Here is a 20609-nt window from a genome sequence, read left to right as displayed (position 1 = left end):
CGGGCGAACGAGACAAAGGAGTACCCGATGACCCCCGCCATTAACCTTTTGCGCAAACAGGGCATTGCCCATACCCTGCACGATTACCCCCACGACCCCAAGAGCGAATCCTACGGCACCGAGGCGGCCGAAAAACTGGGACTGGATCCGGAGCAGGTGTTCAAGACCCTGGTGGCGGAGACGGACACAGGCGAACTTGTGGTCGCTATCGTCCCGGTCTCCGGCAACCTGAACCTGAAACAGTTGGCAAAGGCAGCAAAGGCCAAGAAAGCAGCCATGGCGGACAAGCAGAAGGTGCAGCGCACCACGGGGTATGTACTCGGGGGCGTCAGCCCACTGGGGCAGAAAAAGGCCCTGAGGACCGTTATCGATGAATCCGCGCAGGCCTTCGACACTATCCACGTCAGCGCCGGCCGGCGGGGGCTGGAAATCGAGCTGGCACCGGCGGACCTGGCGGACCTGACTCGGGCTTCGTTTGCACCTATAAAAGCATGATTTTTTGCCACGGAATCCACGGAAGAACACGGAAAAAAGACAAAGAAAAACAGCATTTGCCACGAAAAACACGAAATTTGGAAATCAAAGCCTTTCTATTCAGCCGTCATTATTTCGTGTCCTTTTGTGGGTTTAGTGGCTAAAAAATCTTTTCATTCCGTGTTCTTCCGTGGATTCCGTGGCAATAAAAAACCCGGAGAACGTCGCCGCTCCCCGGGTTCTTTTCAGGCTGCCAGTGTATTACTTGCTGGCGCCTTCCTGGCGGGCTTCCTCAAGGATGGCATTGAGGGTGTCGCTGGGCTGCATGACCTTGCAGACCTTCTCCGCGGGCGGGTGGTAGTAACCACCGATATCCGCCGGATGGCCCTGGATCACGCTCATTTCTTCCAGGATCTTGTCCTTGTTGTCTTCCAGCTTCTTCGACAGCTTTTCAAAGAACGCCTTCAGGTCCTTGTCGTTATCCTGGTTGGCCAGCTCTTCCGCCCAGTAACAGGCCAGGTGGAAGTGACTGCCCCGGTTGTCCAGCTCGCCGGTGACCCGTGACGGAGACTGGTTGTTCTCCAGCAGGCGGCCGGTGGCCTTGTCCAGTGCTTCACCCATCAGGCGGGCGCGGGCGTTATCCTGCTTCTCGCCCAGCTCCTCCAGGGATACGGCGATGGCCAGGAATTCACCCAGGGAATCCCAGCGCAGGTGGTTCTCTTCCAGCAGCTGCTGTACGTGCTTGGGCGCAGAGCCACCGGCACCGGTCTCGTACAGGCCACCGCCATTGAGCAGCGGTACGATGGACAGCATCTTGGCGCTGGTGCCCAGCTCCAGGATCGGGAACAGGTCGGTGAGGTAGTCACGCAGTACGTTACCGGTTACGGAGATGGTGTCCTTGCCACGAATCAGGCGTTCCATGGTATGGCGGATCGCCAGCACCGGCGACATGATGCGGATATCCAGCCCTTCGGTGTCATGCTCCTTCAGGTAGGTCTCCACCTTCTTGATCAGCTGTGCATCGTGGGGACGTTCTTCGTCCAGCCAGAACACAGCGGGCATGCCGCTGGAACGGGACCGGTTCACCGCCAGCTTGACCCAGTCGCGGATCGGCAGGTCCTTGGTCTGGCAGGCGCGCCAGATATCGCCCTGCTCGACCTTGTGCTCGGTGAGTACCTTGCCATCTTCGGTTACCAGCCGTACGACGCCGTCTTCGGGAATCTCGAAGGTCTTGTCATGGGAACCGTATTCCTCCGCCTTCTGGGCCATCAGGCCCACGTTGGGCACTGTACCCATGGTGGTTGGATCAAAGGCACCGTGGGTCTTACAGAAGTTGATTGCTTCCTGGTAGATCGTGGCGTAGGTGGACTCGGGCATGACAGCCTTGGTGTCCTTGAGCTTGCCGTCACGGGCCCACATCTTGCCGGAGTTACGGATCATCGCCGGCATGGACGCATCCACGATCACGTCACTGGGCACGTGCAGGTTGGTGATGCCTTTTACGGAATCCACCATGGCAATTTCCGGGCGGTGCTCGTAGGTCTTGTGCAGGTCTTCCTGGATCTGCTCCTGCTTCGATTCCGGCAGTTGCTTGATCTTCTCGACCACTGACGAGAGGCCGTTGTTCGGGTTGACGCCGATTTCCTCGAACAGGTCGCCGTACTTGTCGAACAACTCCTTGTAGAAGACCTTCACCGCATGCCCGAATACGATCGGGTGGGAGATCTTCATCATGGTGGCCTTGACGTGGAGGGAGAACATCACGCCGGTCTTTTCGCAGTCTTCGATCGCATCTTCGAAGAACTTCACGAGCTTTTTCTTGCTCATAAACATGCCGTCGATCACTTCGCCTTCCAGCAGGGGCAGGTCAGACTTGAGAACCGTCTGCTCGCCCTTGGCGTTCTCGAACACGATGCGGGCATTGGTGGCCTTGTCCAGGGTGACGGACTGCTCGCTGGAGTAGAAGTCACCACCGCGCATATGGGCCACGTGGGTGCGGGAAGCCGGGCTCCACTCACCCATGGTATGGGGGTATTTGCGGGCGAAGGCCTTGACCGCAGACGGGGCGCGACGATCCGAGTTGCCTTCCCGCAGTACCGGGTTAACAGCACTACCCAGTACCTTGGAGTAACGGGCCTGGATTTCCTTCTCTTCATCGGTGTCCGGGTGTTCCTTGTATTCGGGAACCTTGTAGCCCTGGTCGTTCAGTTCCTTGATGGCAGCACGGAGCTGGGGGATGGACGCGCTGATATTCGGCAGCTTGATGATGTTGGCCGCCGGGTCCTTCGTGTAATCGCCCAGTTCAGCAAGGGCATCGGGAACACGCTGGTCTTCTTCAAGGTAGTCGGGGAACGTCGCCAGGATACGGGCGGCCAGTGAAATATCGCTGGTCTCGAAGGTAATACCCGCTGGGGTGGTAAACGTCTGAAGAATGGGCAGAAGAGAGCGGGTCGCCAGTGCCGGAGCTTCGTCGGTCAGTGTATAGACAATCTTCGGGTTTGATTCTGTCATGTGCGTCCTCAAGGTTGGTTGTCAGTTCAGGACGGTCAGGGCTGATACCGGCGTCTTGTGGACTCCGGATTCAGGAAGCTCTGTTGCACGGGGCATCAGATAGGTCAGAGCCTCCTTACGCAGACACTGATTACGAACTTTTTATTGGAGTTGAACAATATACCAGTTTTTAGGTCACTCAGGTTACGATTTTAGTCTAAAGTCACATCTCCTCCGATTAACCAATAATAGAGGAGGCAACCTGACACGTTGTCTGCAGGCCATTGATGGTGCGCATCCGACCATCGCCGGATGCGCACCGGCAATCACTCGCCCTGCACCAGCAAACCCGCCCCTGCCAGGGTTTCCCGGATGCTGTCCAGGGCTTCCGGGTTGGCCAGGGCGTCCCGGTTATCGGCACGGGCCGAGCCGTTGAGAAGTCGCGCTACCGCCAGCTCCACCTTCTTGCCACTGCGGGTGTAAGGGATATCCGAGACGGCGACGATATGCTTCGGCACATGGCGGGGGCTGGCCCCCTCCCGAATACGACGTCGCAGGGCCTGACTGAGTTCGTCGGTGAGCTGATACCCGGCGGCTGGCACCAGCAGCAGCACGATCTCGACATCGCCCTCGACCTGCCGGCCTACCACCAGGCTGTCAGCCACCTCGGCAACGGTTTCCACCTGCCGATAGATCTCGGCAGTACCGATACGGACGCCGCCTGGATTCAGGGTGGCATCGGAGCGCCCATAGATAATCGCACCGCCGTGTTCGGTAAACTCGATAAAGTCACCGTGGGCCCACACACCCGGGAAGGTGTCAAAGTACGCGCTGCGATAACGCTCACCATCCGGATCGTTCCAGAACCGCACCGGCATGGAAGGCAGCGGCTGTTGACAGACCAGTTCTCCCCGTCCTTCAGTCACCGGTTTGCCGTCGTCGCCGTAGGCCTCCGCGTCTACCCCCAGGAAACGACACTGAATCTCTCCACGACGTACCGGCAGCAGCGGGCAGGCGCCGACAAAACAGCCACAGATATCGGTGCCACCAGCGATGGACCCCAGCAGTACGTCCGGTGCCCCGTCGCTATAGATCCAGTCGTAGTCCTCGGGGAGCAGCGGCGAACCGGTTGAAAAAATCACCCTCAGACGGCCCTGATCCAGGTCCCTTGCCGGCTGGATTTCCGCCTTGCGGCAACCGGCAATGAACTTCGCACTGGTGCCGAAATGGGTCACTCGTTCACTGGCAACAAGGTCCCACAACATGCTGATGTCGGGGTACCCAGGCGAACCATCAACCGTGACCACGGCCGCACCGGTCATCAGCGCCGACACCTGCCAGTTCCACATCATCCAGCCGCAGGTGGTGAAGTACAGGAAACGGTCCTCGGGGCCTACATCGCCGTGCAGCATCAGTTCCTTGGCATGGTTCACCAGGATACCGGCACTGCCGTGGACGATGCACTTGGGCTTGCCGGTGGTACCGGAGGAATAGAGGATGTAAACCGGGTGGTCCGGGGGCAGCGGGGTAAACGAGGGCGCCACACCCTCACCAGCCGCCAGCGCATCGTCCCAGGTGGTGACCTTGTCACCGGTCAGAGGCTCGTCATCGGTCAACTGGGGAATACTGACAACACACTTCAGGGAGGGCAGTTGCGCTACCAGCCCGGCGAACTCCTCCTGGCGACGGAAAACCTTGCCGCCATAGCCATAACCGTTAACCGTGATCAGTGCCGCCGGCTCAATCTGGCCAAAACGGTCATTGATAGCGCCAACCCCGAAGTCAGGGGACGCCGAACTCCAGATGGCCCCCATGCTGGTGGCGGCCAGCATGCCGACGATGGCCTCGTAACCGTTGGTGACGATACCGGCCACCCGGTCCCCCTGCTGCACCCCCTGGCTGCGCAGGAAGGCCTCCAGGGCACCTACATCCGCTTTCAGCTGCCGGTAGCTACGTCGCAGTACCGGCCGTGTCTCGCAATGGGCCACCACCGCTTCACTATCGGCATGCTCGCCCTCTGCCATCCGCAGCAGGTTGGCGGCGAAGTTCAGCTTCATACCCGGGAACCACTGGGCACCGGGCATGTCACGACTGCCCAGCACCTTGTCCGCAGGGGTATCGCAGACCAGGCCACACCAGTCCCAGACCTGTTGCCAGAAAGTGTCCAGGTGCTCGATGGACCACCGGTGCAGGGCGTGGTAATCCGCAAACGGGCCGTAACCCTGCTGCTCCAGGGACGCCTTGAAGCGCCCCATGCGGGACTGCTCCAGGGTCTCCTGCGACGGAGTCCAGACGATGGGGGATTGTTCTGTTGTACTCATCCAAATCTCCTGTTTACTGCATGTGCCAGCCATGGCTGACAACGATGGACTGGCCGGTCAGGGCAGAGGAAGGGAAGGCGGCCAGGTGCACCGCGAGTTCGGCCACATCCTCGACTGTGGTGAATTCACCATCGACCGTGTTCTTGAGCATCACGTTGCGGATAACCTCCTCCTCGGAGATACCCAGTTCCTTTGCCTGTTCGGGGATCTGCTTTTCCACCAGCGGCGTGCGCACAAAACCCGGGCAAATGATATTGCTGCGTACCCTGTGTTCGGCCCCCTCCTTTGCCACGGCCCGGCAGAGTCCCAGCAGGCCGTGCTTGGCGGCTACGTAGGGAGATTTCAGGGGCGAGGCCTCTACCGAATGTACCGACCCCATGTACAGCATGGCGCCGCCCTTGCCGGCGTACATCTGTCGCAACGCAGCCCGGGTGACAAGAAACGCACCGTGGAGGTGGACATCAATGACCTTCTGCCAGTCAGCGTAGGCCAGCTTGTGAATGGGGTCGATATGCTGGATGCCGGCATTGGCCAGGGCGATGTCGACGCCACCCCACTGGTCGGCCACCGCCTGGAAGCCGTCGTCCACGGCTTGTTCGTCGGTCACATCCATGACCAGGGCCATGGCGTCGCCACCGGCCGCCCGGATGGCGTCAGCCGCCTCAGTGGCGGCTTGCAGGTCCAGGTCAGCAATCGCAACCCGGGCACCTTCCCGGGCATAGAGTTCGGCAATGGCGCGACCAATGCCGCGGCCTGCGCCGGTGATGAGGGCAGTTCTGTTGGTGAGTCGCATAGCGGATACCCCTTGTTGTTGGATTCTGGTAGTCGGGCCCCGGGTGTAGCAGCATCTGTGCCGGTTATTTTTTTGTTTTTATTTCAACTAGTTAACTTTATCGGTTTAGTTCAACAGCACGCCGTGTGTCCGGTCTCCTGGACAAACCGTGAATAATATGTCCGGCTTTCAGGACAGGTGTCCGGCTATCAGGACAACTTGCCAAGCTTCTCATACAAGGCCGAGCGGGACACCCCCAACAACCTTGCCGCGCGCGTCCGATTACCACCTGTTGCATCCAGTGCCGCATTAATGGCATCGGCTTCAGCTCGGGCTACCACGTCAGCGAGAGGCTTCACAGGCAAGGTGACCACCTCCTCAGGCGCCACGCCAGAGTTTCGGCCGGCTTCGACTGGTCCAAGAGGCGGCAACGCCTGGGACAGTGCCCGCACATCCACCACCGAGGCATCCTCCGCCAGCGTCAGCGCCCGCTCCAGGACATTGCGAAGCTCACGGACATTACCCGGCCAGCTGTGGCGCCCCAGCAGTTCCAGCGCCTCACGGGTAATGCCCGCTTCCGGGCCAGCTCCGCCGGCAAGTTCTGCCAACAACCCCTCACACAATATGCCGAGGTCGGCAGGCCGTTCCCGCAGCGGCGGCACAAGTATCTCCAGCACATTGAGACGATAGTACAGATCCGACCTGAACTGCCCCTGGGCCATCATGGCCGGCAGGTCACGGCTGGTTGCGGCAATGACCCGGACGTCTACCGACTGAACCTGGCCTGAGCCCAGTGGCTCCACCTCACCTTCCTGCAGGGCTCGCAAAAGCTTTGCCTGCGTCGGCAGCGGCATATCACCCACCTCATCCAGGAACAGGGTACCGCTGTGAGCCAACTGGAAGCGCCCATCACGATACCGGCTGGCGCCGGTGAATGCGCCGGGGGCCACACCGAAGAATTCCGCCTCCAGAAGGCTCTCGGGTACGGCGGCCACATTGACCGCCACGAAGGGGCTTTCCGAACGGTGCGAGGCGGCATGGATGGCCTGGGCCAACACCTCCTTGCCAGTGCCGGTTTCTCCCCGGATAAGCACTGGCATGTCCCGCCCCGCTGCCAGCCGTGCCTTACGCTTGATCTCCAGTGCCTGCGGGGTCGCACCCACAAAGTCAGACAGGTTGTAGCGGGCACTTCGCGAGCGCCTGGCCAGGGCCTTGCGCGCGGCCTGCAGGTCCTGGTGCAACCGGCGATAGCGGGCAACCAGTGGGGTCAGGGGTTGCAGGTCATCGTAGAGAACGCAGGCGATAGCACCGCTAACCTTACCCTCCCCGTCATACCAGGGCAGGCGTGTAACAACCAGTTGCTGCCCCTCATGCTCCATGATGTCCAACAGCAGGGGGTCACCGCTCTCCACCACTTCCGGCATGCGGCTATGGGGGATAATACGCCGGACCAGTTGCCCGATAACGTCGCCCTGACGTTTGCCAAGCAGCTGGCAGTAGCTATCGTTGATCCAGGTAACCCGGGACTCCCGGTCGACCGCAATAGCACCGGCACTGGCCTTCTCGAACATCGCCATTAGCGCATCGATCATTTCACGGGTTAGCCCTTGTATACGTCCGGGCTCATAGGCTTCTGGCATACCTTTCTCTTGTTGTGTCTACGCATGGCATCACGTCCTTGTCAGTGAAGACTGACCCGACTGCGGCCGGCCGCCGTATGCTCTAACCAAGAGCCTGACGGAGGGACTACCGATGAAGCTCGGTTACTGGCTGTTCGCGCCCGGCGCTCTCTTGCTCAGCGCCTGCACAACCCACATCAATGCGCCGGATAATCCGGTGATGCCAAAGCATACCGTGTTGGAGGAGCGACTCAACATTCGCTACTCGCCAGCGGACTGGCCCGAGCCACTTCATGCAGACCTTTACCTGGCACAACAGTCCTCTCCGGGACCTGCCGTACTGGTGGTTCATGGGGGTGGCTGGGAGGGCCGCTCCCGTGCAGACATGACCGACACGGCCCGCGAGCTTGCCCGGCATGGCTTCACGACCATGAACATCGATTATCGCTTCGCCCCGCAACATCAGTATCCGGCCCAGCTCCGTGACCTGCAAAGGGGACTGGACTGGCTCAGGCAGAACCACGGAGAGCTCAACATCGACCCTGAACGGATAGCCGGCTTCGGTTACTCCTCCGGCGCGCACCTGGTGAGTCTTCTGGCGACGGTGACCAGCAGCGATCACCCGGACCAGGCTCCCTGGAATCCCGACCAGCGTGGCCTGGTGGCCGTGGTTGCCGGGGGCCTGCCCGCTGACCTGCGGACCTTTGATTCAGGACGACTGCTGAAGCAGTTCCTTGGCGACACCCGTGAGGCCATGCCAGGGCGCTACCGGCGCGCTTCGCCAGCCGCATGGGTAACGCCGGATACACCGCCCCACCTGTTGTTCCATGGCACTTGGGACCGACTGGTGCCTGTCTCCCAGGCACGTGACTACCAGCGGAGACTGGCCACGGCCGGGGTGAGCAACCAGCTGTTGCTGATGCGCGGTCAGGGCCATGTCACCGGCTTCCTGTTTCAGGGCACGGTGATGGACGAGGCCCTGGCATTTCTCTACAGGCATGCCGTCAGCCCAGCCGGAGAAACGGAGCCAGTGAAACGCCCAGAATGAAGACCAGTGCCAGCAACGCGGCAATAACGGTTACCGGTTTGCGCAGGAACTGGTGCCACACCCCCGTACCCCTGCCTTCCTGGACAGCCTCGTCCCAGGCCTGGCGCTGGGTACTCAGGCGTTTCGACTGGTAGGCCTTGAGCAACTCCCTTGCTCGTTCCGCCTCCCCCGTATCATGGGTCCAGAAGCCCCCCATGCTGATACCCCAGAACGAAGGCGGTGTTTCGTAATAGTTCACCCCGTGCTCCTCGAACAGGGCGCGGATCTCATCGGCCTCGTCATCGGGTACATGGCGCAGATTCATCAAATGGTGGGGCATCGGTTACACTCTCCCAGGAGCCTGCAAGGCAAAAATCGCACAGACTCCAAGCCTGTTCGGTGTTATTCATACAAGGATACTTCATGCCCGGCCACCTTGAGACCCTGCTGGCCTTTGATCGTCAGTACCAGCGTGACCAGCAGCAGTCGCCGGTCTTTCTCCACCGCCGGGATCGTCGTTACGCACTGGATAGCGGTGAGGGACAAGCGCCGGACATTGCCCGGTGGCTCACCCAGCTTCACGCCATTGGCAGCCACACCGCAGACCGGCCCGACTTTCCGGAAATCCGCTTCTGGCGGCGCTTTTCCACCGGTTTTATCACCGCAGGCGCCCTGCTCGGTGTCATTACCATGTCCGGCCTGCTGTTCTATGAGGGCGGTCAGCAAATCAATGTAACGGTCATTCTGGGCTTTGTCCTGCTGCAACTGCTCCTGGCCCTGTACACCGCCGTCCAGGGCCTGGCCGGATGGCAGCCCTGGGCGCCCGTCATCCACGGCCTGCAACAACGCCTGCAGAAGCAACAGCCCTCGCCAGCACTGGCGCCCCTGCTGGGCCCGATGATGACCAGGACCGCCCAGGCAGCCGGACTTGTTTTCGGGGCCACTGCCCTGATCACCCTGCTGCTTTCGGTGGTGTTCCAGGACCTGGCCTTTGGCTGGAGCACCACACTGGAGACATCCGCTGAGGCATGGCACCGGGTAGTCAGCTGGGTGGCCTTGCCCTGGTCCGGCTGGCTGCCGGTGGCCAGCCCCTCGCTGGAACTGGCGGAAGATACCCGGTTCTTCCGGCTGGAAGGGAGCGAGGCAGGCACAGCGTCTGCCCGCTGGGGCGAGTGGTGGCCCTTTGTGGCCATGACCTGGCTGGCCTGGGTCATCCTGCCCCGCGCTTTGCTGCTGGCGGTTGCCACCGTGGACCTGCGTGCAAAGGGTCGCAGCGCCCTGACGCAACACCCGGGCTACCAGGCGCTGCTCTGGCGTATGGAAACACCCTCCGTCGATACCGGCGCAGATACCAGCGACAGTGGACAGCTGCCCGAAGATCACCGCTCAGCCACAGTAACGGTTCCCCACGCACCACTGGCGGTCAGCTGGGCTGGAGCAACCGCCGACGGACTTCTGGCGGGTGTCGACAGGCCCCTGCCCAGGGCCGGCGGCGCCCAGAGCCTGCAGGCGGACCGTGACACGCTGGCACAACTGGCAGAGCAAATGACGGCAGGACACCGCCAACTGGTGGTGGTGACCCGCAGCTGGGAGCCACCCACCGCCGAACTGGAGGACTTCCTGGAAGACGCCCGCGAACAGCTGCCCGGTGTCACCATCACCCTGTTGCCAGTGGCTGGAGACCCGGCCCAGCGACCGAACGACCAACAGCTGGGCCAGTGGCTCCGGTTTGCCGAGCGAGTCGGGCAGGGGGTCCGCGTAGCAGTGGCTGAAACACAGGAGGCCACCCATGGTGTCCACTGACCAAACACCGGTATTCGCAGTGGTCGGACACCCCAACCGCGGCAAGTCCAGCGTGGTCGCCACCCTGTCCCAGAATGACCGCATCGCCATCGCCCTGGAGCCGGGAACGACCCGGGAAAGTCAGCGCTACCCGCTACAGGTGGACGGCCGCACGCTCTACACCCTGGTGGACACCCCCGGATTCCAGCGCCCCCGGCGGGTCCTGGAATGGCTTGAGTCCCACAGCCTGTCCGCGTCCGACCGGCCGGATACGGTAGCCGCCTTTGTCCACCAGCACCGGGACAACCCGCGGTTTCGGGACGAGTGTGAACTGCTGGCGCCTATCATCGACGGCGCCGGTATTATCTACGTGGTGGACGGTTCGGTGCCCTATACCGCTGAGCAGGAAGCGGAGATGACCATCCTGCGGTGGACTGGGCAGCCAAGCCTGGCGCTGATTAACCGTATCGGGTCCGATGACCACACCGCCAGCTGGCAGTCGGCCCTGGGCCAGTTCTTTCAGATTGTCCGCAGCTTCGACGCTGTTCGCGCCCCGTTTGAGCAACATCTGGGCTTATTGAAGGCATTTGGCCAACTGCGCCCCGACTGGGAGCAACCCCTGGAGGCTGCCACCGGCTTCCTGACCCGACAGCGTGAGGACCGGCAATGGCGCTCAGCCCAGTTAATCACCGAAGCGCTGATCGGAATGATGACCCACCAGGAATCCCGCACCCTGCCGAAAAACCTGGCCACACCGGGTAGTGACAGCCGGGAAGCCCTGGAAGCCCGCCTTCGGGAGCGCTGGTACCAGCACCAGCGGGAGCGGGAGGAAAAACTGCGCAAGGACGTCGAGGCACTCTACCAGCACCACCAGATCGCCCGCCAGGAAGCGGCCCTGAGCTGGCACCACGACCATGACCTGTTCAGTGAAGAGACGCGCCGGGCCTGGGCTGTGAGCAAGACTTACCTGGCCACCGCCGGTTTCGGCGCGGGCGCGGTCGGCGGTGTCGGTATCGACGCCCTGACCCTGGGGCACTCCCTGGGCGCGGGCGCTCTGATCGGCGGTCTGCTGGGTGCGGCAGGCAGTTATTTCTATGGCGACCGGCTGGCCATCCGCGCACTGAGCCTGGGCTCCCTCAAGGGTGCAGGTGACCTGCAAACCGCCACATTCGGTCCGGTGCAGGACCTGCAATTCGGCTATATTGTTCTGGGGCGGGCGGTGGACCACTGGTGGCATATCAGCCAGCGTAACCATGCCGGACGGGACCCGCTGGAACTGCCACCCTCGGAAAGCCATTGGCTGGAAACCCTGGGGGCTGACACCCGCAAGGCGCTCCAGCGGGCCCTGACCCGGTTACGGAAAAACCGCAAGCTCAACCAGGGGGAGCAGCAAGAGCTGGAAGCCGCCGTTCAGAGCGCCCTGGAAGGGTATAACCGCTGGCGGCTGGAAAGCACCGCTTGAAATACATAGAGGTCTAATGTTTATACTATAAAGCTGTTTCACCCGATTCTGGCCAACCAACCATGAGGTACGCCCATGAAAATCGTTAGAGTTCAGGACATCATTGGTACCGAGCGTGAAGTCAGCGACAAGCAGTGGACCAGCCGCCGCCTGCTGCTGAAAAAGGATGGAATGGGATTCTCGTTCCACGAAACCATCATCAAGGCAGGCTCCGAGCACACCTTCTGGTACAAGCACCACCTGGAAGCGGTTTACTGTGTCGCCGGTAACGGTCGCATCAAGGACCTGGCCACGGGTGAAGTCCATGAGATTACCGACGGGACCCTCTACGCCCTGGACAACCACGACAAGCACACCCTGTACGGTGGCACCGAGGACATGCGCCTGATCTGCTCCTTCAACCCGCCGGTTACCGGGCAGGAAGTCCATGACGAGGACGGCGCCTACCTGCCGGACACCAGCGATAACTGATCCGGCCGGAAATGGCCGCTGATCTGACCGCTGAAACACCGCCATCGCCAGCACGCCTGCTGCCGGTGGCGGTGTTGCTTTGGCTGGCAGGACTTTACCTGCGAGTCCCGATCCTGGTGGCACCGCCACTAGCACCGTTTATCAGTGCTGACCTGGGGCTGAACCAGACCCTCACCGGCGCGCTGACCACCCTCCCCATCCTGATGCTCGCCGTCGGCGCCATGCCCGGCTCCCTGGCCATATCCCGCCTTGGACCCCGCAATACCCTGGTACTGGCCATGGTCATCATGGCGATGGGTTCCGCCGCCCGGGGCCTGGCACCCGAGATCATCACCCTGTTAGCCGCCAGCACCGTTATGGGACTGGGCATTGCCATGATGCAGCCGGCCCTACCGGCATTGCTGCCCCGATGGCTGCAGCCACACCATGTGGCCATGGGCACGGCAATTTACATGAACGGTATGCTGATGGGGGAGTTTGTGGGCGCTGGCGTGACCCTGCCGGTGCTGGTCCCCCTGATGGATAACAGCTGGCGGCTGACCCTGCTGGCCTGGTCCCTGCCGGCCCTGCTGGTCGCCGCCGCCCTGTTCCTGCCGAAACGGGGCCTGGCCCGACCGGTACAGCGTGCCGCCTGGCTGCCAGACTGGTCCAACCCGCTGACCCTGAAAATCGGCCTGCTGCTGGGGCTGTCCGCCTCCATGTTCTTTGGACTCAACGCCTACATGGGTAACCTGCTAGAGCAGACCGGGCACTTCGACAAACTCTCCCGCGCCCTGTTCTTCTACAACATTGCCCAGGTGTTCGCCTCACTGGTGATGCTGAAAACCGCACGCCGGTGGGTCGGTCGTCGCTACCTGATCGGGGTGATGGCCGTGATCAGTGTAGTGGGCACCATTGGCGCCATCTTGCTGGAAGGCTGGTGGGCCATTGCCAGTGCCACGGTGATGAGCTTCGTCGCCGGCATACTGCTGATCCTGCTGGTGGCGCTGCCGCCCCTGCTGACCCGCCCCGGAGAAACCGGCCGATTATCAGCAGGCACCTTCCTGGTGGGCTACACCATTGCCTTCCTGGTGCCCATGACTGGCGGTGCGGTAGCGGACATGACCGGGGATATCCGTCACAGCATCCTGGTGATGATTGTTTACAGTATCCTGGTACTGCCGGTCATCCGAACCCTGGACCTGACACCTGCCAGGCGTGCCCAGAATAACTGATACCGGCTTCAGGCTTCGGCCTGGGGCAGGGCGGAATCAGAGTCTGTACCGGCCAGCATGCCCTTTGCCTTCAGGCCCTGATCCAGCATACGTCGCAGCGCGCTGAGATCATCCAGCGTGGCCTGGCCCTGGTCTTCATCCAGCTCAGCGTTCACGATGGCCCGCAAGACGGAGGCTTTGAGCTTCTGATACAGGGCTTCGGTCTCGCTGACTGATTCACCGGCGACGTCCTCCGAGGTCAGCAACCGGTTCACCGCCTCCAGGTACCGGTCCATCAGCAGCCGGACCGTGTCTTCCGGGAGCACGCGACGCACTTCCCGTAACCGGATAGCACTGCCGGCCTGACCAGCCATCTCCGAGAGATAGCGAGCGGTGCGAACCGCCACCGTCAGTTGTTCCACCAGCTCCGGAGACATTTTCTCGGCCCGGGTCCTGGCAGCGAATCCGGTAATGGCGTGATACAGGCTATGGATAGCGGAGGTCTGGCGGGTACCAGCAGCAACGGTCATGCCCTCGCGGGTCAGGGCGGCATGGACCAGGCCTGTGACCAGTTCTTCCATCCGCTCCAGTTCCTGCTGCAGGGCGCCCACCGCCAGCTCCGGCGTCGACGCCACGGTACGGTCCAGGTACCGGGGCCGTGACAGGTCCTCCTCGGCACTGCGGAAAAACCGGTCCAGCCGGCGGGCCAGCCAGGGCACCAGGGGCAGGAGCAGGGCGATACCAATCAGCTTGAACAGGGTATGGAAGGCCGCCAGCAGAATCGCCGGGCTGCCTTCCAGGTCCAGCCAGTCCGCCAGCACACCGGCAAGGGCCAGGACAAGGGGCATCACCGCCAGGGCGATCACACCGGCGACCACGTTGAAAAGGATATGACTCATGGCCAGGCGGCGGGCATTCGCGGTCGCATTGAGCACCGCCACCGCCGCGGTTGAGGTCGTGCCCAGGCTGGCACCAATCACACCCGCAGCGCCGGCTTCCAGGCTGATTACACCGGTACCCGCCGCGGTAAGCACAATGGCCAATGTGGCGGACGAAGACTGGGTGAGCAGGGTAATCACAAAGCCGATACCCAGATACATGGCCCAGTGGGTACCAGCTCCGCCTTCAACCGTGGAGCTGAAGCCGGTGGCAAAGCCTCCCAGGGAATCCTTGAGCAGGTCCAGGCCCAGAAAGAACAACCCGAAACCGGCCAGCGCCTCACCCAGTGACGCCCAGCGGCCGCCCGAGCCGGCAATACGGAGAATGACCCCCACGGTCAGGATCGGCAGCGCCAGGGCACTGATCTTGAACCCACTGCCCACCAGTGCCACCAGCCAGCTGGTCACCGTGGTCCCGACATTGGCACCGAACACCACGGCAATCGCCTGGGACAGGGTCAGCATGCCGGCGTTTACAAAGCCGATGGTGGCCACCGTCACCGCACTGGACGACTGAACCAGGCCGGTGATCAGGATACCGGTGGCCAGCCCCCGCAGCGGTCGGTCTGTCCAGCGTTCGAGCAGGCGTTTGAGCCCGGCCCCGGCAAAGGTTTTCAGGCCATCGGTCATCATGCCCATGGCCAGCAGGAACAGGGCGAGGCCGCCAGCGGCCTGGATTACCACAGAAGTGCTCAAAAAGGACTCCCTGTCAGATGTTCAGGATACCCCGGCAGGTCGATGCGAAAAGGAAGCCACCCCATCAGCCAGAAGCCGTGGGGCGGGGAGGCATTCCTGCAGGGAACAATTGTCTGAGCGAAGCGAGTTTTTTGTTCCCGAAAGGAATGCCTCCCCGCCCCGCGGCCTCCCCCTTGACCGGGGAAGAGCAGGCTCAGATGTAGTAGTCTTTCAACGGAGGAAAGCCGTTAAACTCCACCGCACTGTAAGTCGTAGTATAGGCACCGGTGGACAACCAGTACATGCGATCACCAATCGCCAGGTTCAGCGGCAGAGGGTACTTGTGGTGCTCGTACATGATGTCCGCACTGTCGCAGGTCGGTCCCGCGATCACACAATCCTCGCCTTCGCCGGTCTTCTCGGTCCAGATAGGAAACTTGATGGACTCATCCAGGGTCTCAATCAGCCCGCTGAACTTGCCCACATCCGTAAACACCCAGCGATGCAGGGCAGTACGGGATTTACGGGAAATCAGCACCACTTCGCTGACCAGCACCCCCGCATTGGAAATCAGCGAGCGACCCGGCTCGATAATGATCTCCGGCAGGTCATCACCAAAGTCCTCCTGCAGGAAACGGGCGATTTCCTCGGCGTACACACCCAGCTCGTTGGTGCGGGTGATGTAGTTGGCAGGGAACCCGCCCCCCATGTTGATCATCTTCAGCTCAATGCCGTCTTCTTCCTTCAGGCGCTCGAAGATCACCTTGACCTTGCCCAGGGCCGCATCCCAGGCGCCGATTTCCCGCTGCTGGGAGCCCACATGGAAAGACACACCGTAAGGTACCAGGCCCAGGTCGCGGGCCAGGATCAGCAGGTCCATGGCCATATCCGTCTGGCAGCCAAACTTGCGTGACAGGGGCCAGTCCGCGGTCAGCGTGCCTTCGGTGAGGATGCGTACATACACCTTGGAACCGGGTGCCGCCTTGGCAATATTGCGCAGGTCTGCCTCGGAGTCAGTGGCAAACAGGCGCACACCTTTCTCGTAGAAGGTGCGGACGTCCTTCGCCTTCTTGATGGTATTGCCGTAGCTGATCCGGTCGCCGGTGACACCCAGGGCCATAACCTTCTCCAGCTCGTACACCGAGGCGATATCAAAGTTGGCCCCCTTGTCCCGCAACATGGTCAGGATCTGCGGGGCCGGGTTCGCCTTCACCGCATAGTAAACACTGGCGTAGGGGAAGCCCTCCACCAGCTCGTCGTACTGACGGTTGATCATAGCGGTGTCGATGACCACGAACGGCGTTTCCTTCGTATCGGCAAAATCCTTGATGCGCTTGAAGGTTTCGGTGTCGTAGTAGTCAGCGATGTTGGCGTTGGCAAGGTCGGTCATGGGTGGTGTTTCCCTCCACAGGGTATACGCGCAATAAAAAAGGGCGACAGCCTGGCTGCCACCCCGTAATTGGCGCGATCATCGGGCTTTTTCACAAACCCGGATATGAGCAGAAATACCCATGATCGAAGGTGTTAATTCACACCGCAACCGGCCATAGGGGCGCCGGTCCGTCGGGATCTTCCGGTGCGCTCTGGCTACGCAGATAACCCAGGATAGCCTCTTTCAATTCAGAACCCTGCCCCAGCCCCTGATTGCCGAATAACCTGTTGAACTCCAGTACGTAGGGGTAGCCCTCCACCAGTGCGATATCAAATCCTGCATGGTCGACGCCCAGTATCTGCGCCAGGCGTAACGCCAGGTCAGTAACAGACGCCGGCACCGGCCCGGTATCGATGCGCCCACCCCGGGACACATTGTTATAGAACCCCTGGTCCGCCTGGGTTCGCCAGTAGGCAGTCACTACACGATCACCGACGACGACTACCCGCACATCCCGGTCGATGGGCAGGTATTCCTGCACATACAGCACCGGGGTTTTCTCACAATAGGCCAGCCAGTCCGCCCGGGACTCAATCAGCCACACCCCTTCACCCATGGAAGCCTTGGGTAGCTTGGCGACAAACGGCAGGGGCATGGTGCCCCAGATCTGCTCACGCTCTTGTGGCCCGTTCGCTTCAATGATGGTCCAGGGCGTATGTTCCGGCGCCACCGCCTGGAAAGCCCGGGTCATTTCCACTTTGTCGTGGCCGATGCGATAACTCGCTTCACTGGGGAAAACCCGGCAGCCGAGGCCATAGACCAGGGCGTTCAGTTGCCAGTACTCCGGGAACAGTACCCAGTCTGCCTCCTGCAACAGCGGTTTATGGTTCAGGAACTGCGCCGGCTTGAGCACAGTAGTATCGGGGAAGCCGAGGGTTCGGAAAATATCAAAGGAAACCAGCTGCATGGGTCTGGGGTGCTCAGATGGAAAGTGCGCATTTTATGCGCAACCCGGGAACTGGCAAGAATTATTTACCGAAGCTTGATCTGCGTCATTTAATGGGACTATGATGCGGATGATAATGCTTATCACTTAATTAACGGAGCTGAATTCCATGAAAACCCTGATCCAATGCACCACCCTGACCGCCGCCCTGGCATTCTCTGGCCTGGCTGTTGCCACTGACGTTGAACACTTCGAAGGCAAGGACTCCAACACATTGCCGGAAGCTGTCGCCAACTTCTCTGAGTACAATGACAAGCTGGAAGCGGTTCTGGACGGGGAGCTGACGCCGGAGGCGATGAACGAGGTTCACCAGCTGACCTATACCCTGGAGAAAGCCATTGCCAGGATGAGTGAGGAGCTGGATAACCTGGCGGTGACCCTGGAGGAAGTACACCTGGCTTCCGAGAGTGCTGACAGTGACACTGTTTCTGAGCAGGGCGCGGCCTATCTGGAGAAGTCCCGGCAGTTAGTTGAATAAACATTGAAAGCTTAGGTAGACGTCAGGGCTGGGGCACCCAGACTGCGGGTTGTGGAGTCTGGTGCCGGGGTGGGGGGGCTTTCTCCGCCGCAATTCGCGGTCCATCCCTGGACCGGCCTTGCTCCGCGCCGGCACCCAAGCCACAAGGCTACGTTATCCAGAAAGCCCCGAACGAAACCGGGAAGGACTAACTCCCTCCCACCGCCGAAAAGCCCGGGAAAAAGCTGCCTCCTCGGAAAAACCAAGTTGCTCGGAAACCAGCGCCACCGAGTCCCCCGACCGAAGCATTCCAACCGCCAGCCGATGCAAGTCCCGCTCGCGCAAAACCTTGAAGGAAAGCCCCTCCTCAGCGAGCAACCGGGTCAGATGGCGGCCGCTCATATGCAGCTCCGACGCCACCCGCTCCTTGCCCCAGCCAGGGTGCTGCCGGACCAGCTGACTCACTTGGCCACTCAGACTCTGATGACCAAGCGCCTCCAGCGTATGATCCGCCAGCTGCCGTAAATGATCCCGCAGGGCGCTGTTGGCCTGGATCAACGGCAACTGCCCCTGGTCCCGATGGAACCGCAGACAGTTTCGGCCAGCGCCGAACGCCACCGCCATACCCAATCGCTCACGATAGACTGACTCACCGACCTCCGGCTCATGGGCAAACAGGAGGGTTTCAGGCATAAAGGCCTCCCCCGTTGCCCAACCGGCCAACCGGACCAGCGACGCCATAACCGCCTCGACCCGCTCGGCCACTCTCACCCGGAATTCCGGGTGATAACACAACAACAACAGCTCCCCTTCCTCCGACAATGAAAACTCGCCACCATCGCCCACCACCGGCGCATACTCCACCAGTGCTTCCAATCCATCCCTCAGGGTATCGCAGCTGACCAGCAGCATGCCGGCGCTGTCCAGGTGTCCCACCTGCAAACCCAGGCCAATATCGAGGCCCGCCAGCGGATCATTGGCCTGGCGGCAGTACTCCTCCCACAGCTGATCCTGCACCGCCAGCGGCACCCGTTGACCTGGTACCACCTCACAGGTAATAGATTCCGGCAGGGTAATACCACGGCGTTGGGCCGCCTGCAGGATCGCCTGGGCATAGAGGTGGGTTACACTGGGGGAGGTTCCGATCATGGCCCGAATTGTCGTGGTTTGTGTCCCGTCCGGTCAGGAAAACCGGCGCATCAAATCGTAAGATACGGGATCATAACAACAAAATCAGGAAAACCATCATGTACGCAGTGATTGGCGCCGGCCCCATGGGCCTGGCCTGTGCCCGCAACCTTCAGAAGCAGGGTATTCCCTTTACCGGATTCGAGCTCCACAACGATGTGGGGGGCCTGTGGGACATCGACAACCCCCACAGCACCATGTACGACACCGCCCATCTGATTTCATCCAAGCGGATGACGGAGTTCACCGAGTTTCCCATGAAGGATTCGGTGGCCCAGTATCCCAGCCACCACGAGCTGAAAACCTACTTCCGGGACTTCGTGGATCATTTCGGCCTGCGCGAGCATTACGAATTCAATACCCGGGTCATCAACGTCGAGCCCGATGGCGACCAGTGGCAGGTGACCACCGAGCGTGATGGCCAGCAACAGACCCGGGCCTTTGACGGGGTGATGATCGCCAACGGCACCCTGCATACCCCCAACAGGCCGGAACTGCCCGGTGACTTTGCCGGCACGGTCATGCACTCCGCCGACTACCGCAATCCGGAGGTCTTCCGGGACAAGCGGGTGCTGGTGGTGGGCTGTGGCAACTCGGGGGCGGATATCGCCGTGGATGCGGTGCACCATGCCAACTCCGTGGACATGAGTCTGCGCCGGGGCTATTACTTCCTGCCCAAGTTTCTCAAGGGCAAGCCCATCGACACCATCGGCGGCAAGCTGAAACTGCCCCGGCCCATCAAGCAGCGTATGGATGCCCTGCTGATCCGCATGGTTATGGGCAAGCCTTCCGACTATGGCCTGCCGGACCCGGACTACCGCATGTACGAGTCCCACCCGGTGATCAACTCCCTGGTACTCCACCACCTGGGCCATGGGGATATTCGCCCGCGCCGCTCCATTGACCGCATCGAGGGGCACACCGTGTACTTCAGTGACGGCGAGTCCGGGGACTATGACCTGATCCTGATGGCCACCGGCTATCTGCTGGACTACCCGTTCATCGATCGCAAGCACCTGAACTGGCCGAAAAATGAGGACGCCCCCCGGCTTTACCTGAACATGATGCACCCGGACTACGACAACCTGTTCCTGATGGGCATGATCGAGGCCACCGGCCTGGGCTGGGAAGGCCGTAACCAGCAGGCGCGGCTGGCTGCCCTGTTCATCCGTGAACAGCAGAAAGGGTCGGCAGCGGCTGGTGCCCTGCGCCAGAAAAAGAAAACCCATGCCGGTGAACGGCTGGACGGCGGCTATAACTACATCAAGCTGGCCCGCATGGCCTACTATGTAAACAAGGACGCCTACCTGGACAGCCTCGCCAGCCATATCGCGGACCTTGAATCCGGCAACAAGGGGTAAG

At 61.3% G+C, this 20609-nt stretch carries 17 protein-coding genes; 8 read left to right on the top strand and 9 right to left on the bottom strand.

Features of this window, described 5'->3' with window-relative positions; translation table 11 throughout:
• The first annotated feature begins 27 nt into the window (after nt 1-27).
• A complete protein-coding gene (gene ybaK, locus MLC59_RS05725; RefSeq protein WP_248231845.1) occupies nt 28-495 on the top strand; it encodes a Cys-tRNA(Pro) deacylase in 468 nt (155 codons plus the stop codon).
• A gap of 240 nt (nt 496-735) precedes the next feature.
• On the opposite strand, the gene MLC59_RS05720 is transcribed toward ybaK, so the two are convergent.
• From MLC59_RS05720 to MLC59_RS05705, 4 genes are all read right to left on the bottom strand, one after another.
• Nucleotides 736-2985, bottom strand: a complete 2250-nt coding sequence (locus tag MLC59_RS05720; RefSeq protein WP_248231844.1) for an NADP-dependent isocitrate dehydrogenase — start codon at nt 2983-2985, stop codon at nt 736-738.
• 305 nt (nt 2986-3290) lie between these two features.
• The gene (locus tag MLC59_RS05715; RefSeq protein WP_248231842.1) at nt 3291-5285 is read right to left on the bottom strand and encodes an acetoacetate--CoA ligase; all 1995 of its coding nucleotides are present in this window, start codon (nt 5283-5285) and stop codon (nt 3291-3293) included.
• A 13-nt stretch (nt 5286-5298) separates the two neighbouring features.
• The gene (locus MLC59_RS05710; protein WP_248231841.1) at nt 5299-6078 is read right to left on the bottom strand and encodes a 3-hydroxybutyrate dehydrogenase; all 780 of its coding nucleotides are present in this window, start codon (nt 6076-6078) and stop codon (nt 5299-5301) included.
• 188 nt (nt 6079-6266) lie between these two features.
• On the bottom strand, nt 6267-7697 hold the full coding sequence (locus MLC59_RS05705; RefSeq protein ID WP_248231839.1) for a sigma-54 interaction domain-containing protein: 1431 nt from the start codon (nt 7695-7697) through the stop codon (nt 6267-6269).
• Between the two features lie 112 nt (nt 7698-7809).
• Here MLC59_RS05705 and MLC59_RS05700 point away from each other — a divergent pair, with 112 nt between their 5' ends.
• Entirely contained in the window at nt 7810-8724 is a 915-nt protein-coding gene (locus tag MLC59_RS05700) for an alpha/beta hydrolase (protein ID WP_248231832.1), read from the top strand.
• Here the strand turns inward: MLC59_RS05700 and MLC59_RS05695 are convergent.
• The gene (locus MLC59_RS05695) at nt 8681-9043 is read right to left on the bottom strand and encodes a DUF6164 family protein (RefSeq protein WP_248231830.1); all 363 of its coding nucleotides are present in this window, start codon (nt 9041-9043) and stop codon (nt 8681-8683) included. The genes MLC59_RS05700 and MLC59_RS05695 overlap by 44 nt on opposite strands.
• A gap of 83 nt (nt 9044-9126) precedes the next feature.
• Here MLC59_RS05695 and MLC59_RS05690 point away from each other — a divergent pair, with 83 nt between their 5' ends.
• The 4 genes from MLC59_RS05690 (at nt 9127) to MLC59_RS05675 (ending at nt 13632) form a co-directional block, all read left to right on the top strand.
• Nucleotides 9127-10506: a DUF2868 domain-containing protein gene (locus MLC59_RS05690; RefSeq protein ID WP_248231828.1), complete on the top strand. Its 1380-nt coding sequence runs from the start codon at nt 9127-9129 to the stop codon at nt 10504-10506.
• Nucleotides 10493-11947, top strand: coding sequence for a GTPase/DUF3482 domain-containing protein (locus MLC59_RS05685; protein WP_248231818.1), 1455 nt, complete (start codon nt 10493-10495; stop codon nt 11945-11947). Before MLC59_RS05690 ends, MLC59_RS05685 begins: the two co-directional genes overlap by 14 nt.
• Nucleotides 11948-12022: 75 nt before the next feature.
• Complete coding sequence (locus MLC59_RS05680; protein WP_248231814.1) at nt 12023-12418, top strand: ectoine synthase; 396 nt, start codon at nt 12023-12025, stop codon at nt 12416-12418.
• Nucleotides 12419-12429: 11 nt separating this feature from the next.
• Nucleotides 12430-13632, top strand: a complete 1203-nt coding sequence (locus MLC59_RS05675) for an MFS transporter (protein ID WP_248231812.1) — start codon at nt 12430-12432, stop codon at nt 13630-13632.
• An 8-nt stretch (nt 13633-13640) separates the two neighbouring features.
• On the opposite strand, the gene MLC59_RS05670 is transcribed toward MLC59_RS05675, so the two are convergent.
• The 3 genes from MLC59_RS05670 to MLC59_RS05660 all read right to left on the bottom strand — a co-directional run bounded on the left by MLC59_RS05670 (nt 13641) and on the right by MLC59_RS05660 (nt 17563).
• The gene (locus MLC59_RS05670) at nt 13641-15245 is read right to left on the bottom strand and encodes a Na/Pi cotransporter family protein (protein WP_248231810.1); all 1605 of its coding nucleotides are present in this window, start codon (nt 15243-15245) and stop codon (nt 13641-13643) included.
• A 193-nt stretch (nt 15246-15438) separates the two neighbouring features.
• Complete coding sequence (locus MLC59_RS05665; protein WP_248231809.1) at nt 15439-16614, bottom strand: type III PLP-dependent enzyme; 1176 nt, start codon at nt 16612-16614, stop codon at nt 15439-15441.
• A 139-nt stretch (nt 16615-16753) separates the two neighbouring features.
• Nucleotides 16754-17563: an ATP-grasp domain-containing protein gene (locus tag MLC59_RS05660; protein WP_248231804.1), complete on the bottom strand. Its 810-nt coding sequence runs from the start codon at nt 17561-17563 to the stop codon at nt 16754-16756.
• Nucleotides 17564-17711: 148 nt separating this feature from the next.
• On the opposite strand from MLC59_RS05660, the gene MLC59_RS05655 reads away from it, so the two are divergent.
• Complete coding sequence (locus MLC59_RS05655; protein ID WP_248231803.1) at nt 17712-18080, top strand: DUF6746 family protein; 369 nt, start codon at nt 17712-17714, stop codon at nt 18078-18080.
• 153 nt (nt 18081-18233) lie between these two features.
• Here MLC59_RS05655 and MLC59_RS05650 read toward each other — a convergent pair whose 3' ends face one another.
• Nucleotides 18234-19208, bottom strand: a complete 975-nt coding sequence (locus tag MLC59_RS05650) for an AraC family transcriptional regulator (RefSeq protein WP_248231799.1) — start codon at nt 19206-19208, stop codon at nt 18234-18236.
• A 98-nt stretch (nt 19209-19306) separates the two neighbouring features.
• On the opposite strand from MLC59_RS05650, the gene MLC59_RS05645 reads away from it, so the two are divergent.
• Entirely contained in the window at nt 19307-20608 is a 1302-nt protein-coding gene (locus MLC59_RS05645) for a flavin-containing monooxygenase (RefSeq protein WP_248231792.1), read from the top strand.
• Nucleotide 20609 lies beyond the last annotated feature (1 nt).

Origin of the sequence: Marinobacter bryozoorum, from assembly GCF_023156245.1 — a bacterium.
Taxonomy (GTDB): Bacteria; Pseudomonadota; Gammaproteobacteria; order Pseudomonadales; family Oleiphilaceae; genus Marinobacter; species Marinobacter bryozoorum.
Note: the sequence above shows the minus strand (reverse complement) of the source record. Positions and strands in the feature narration are given on the sequence as shown.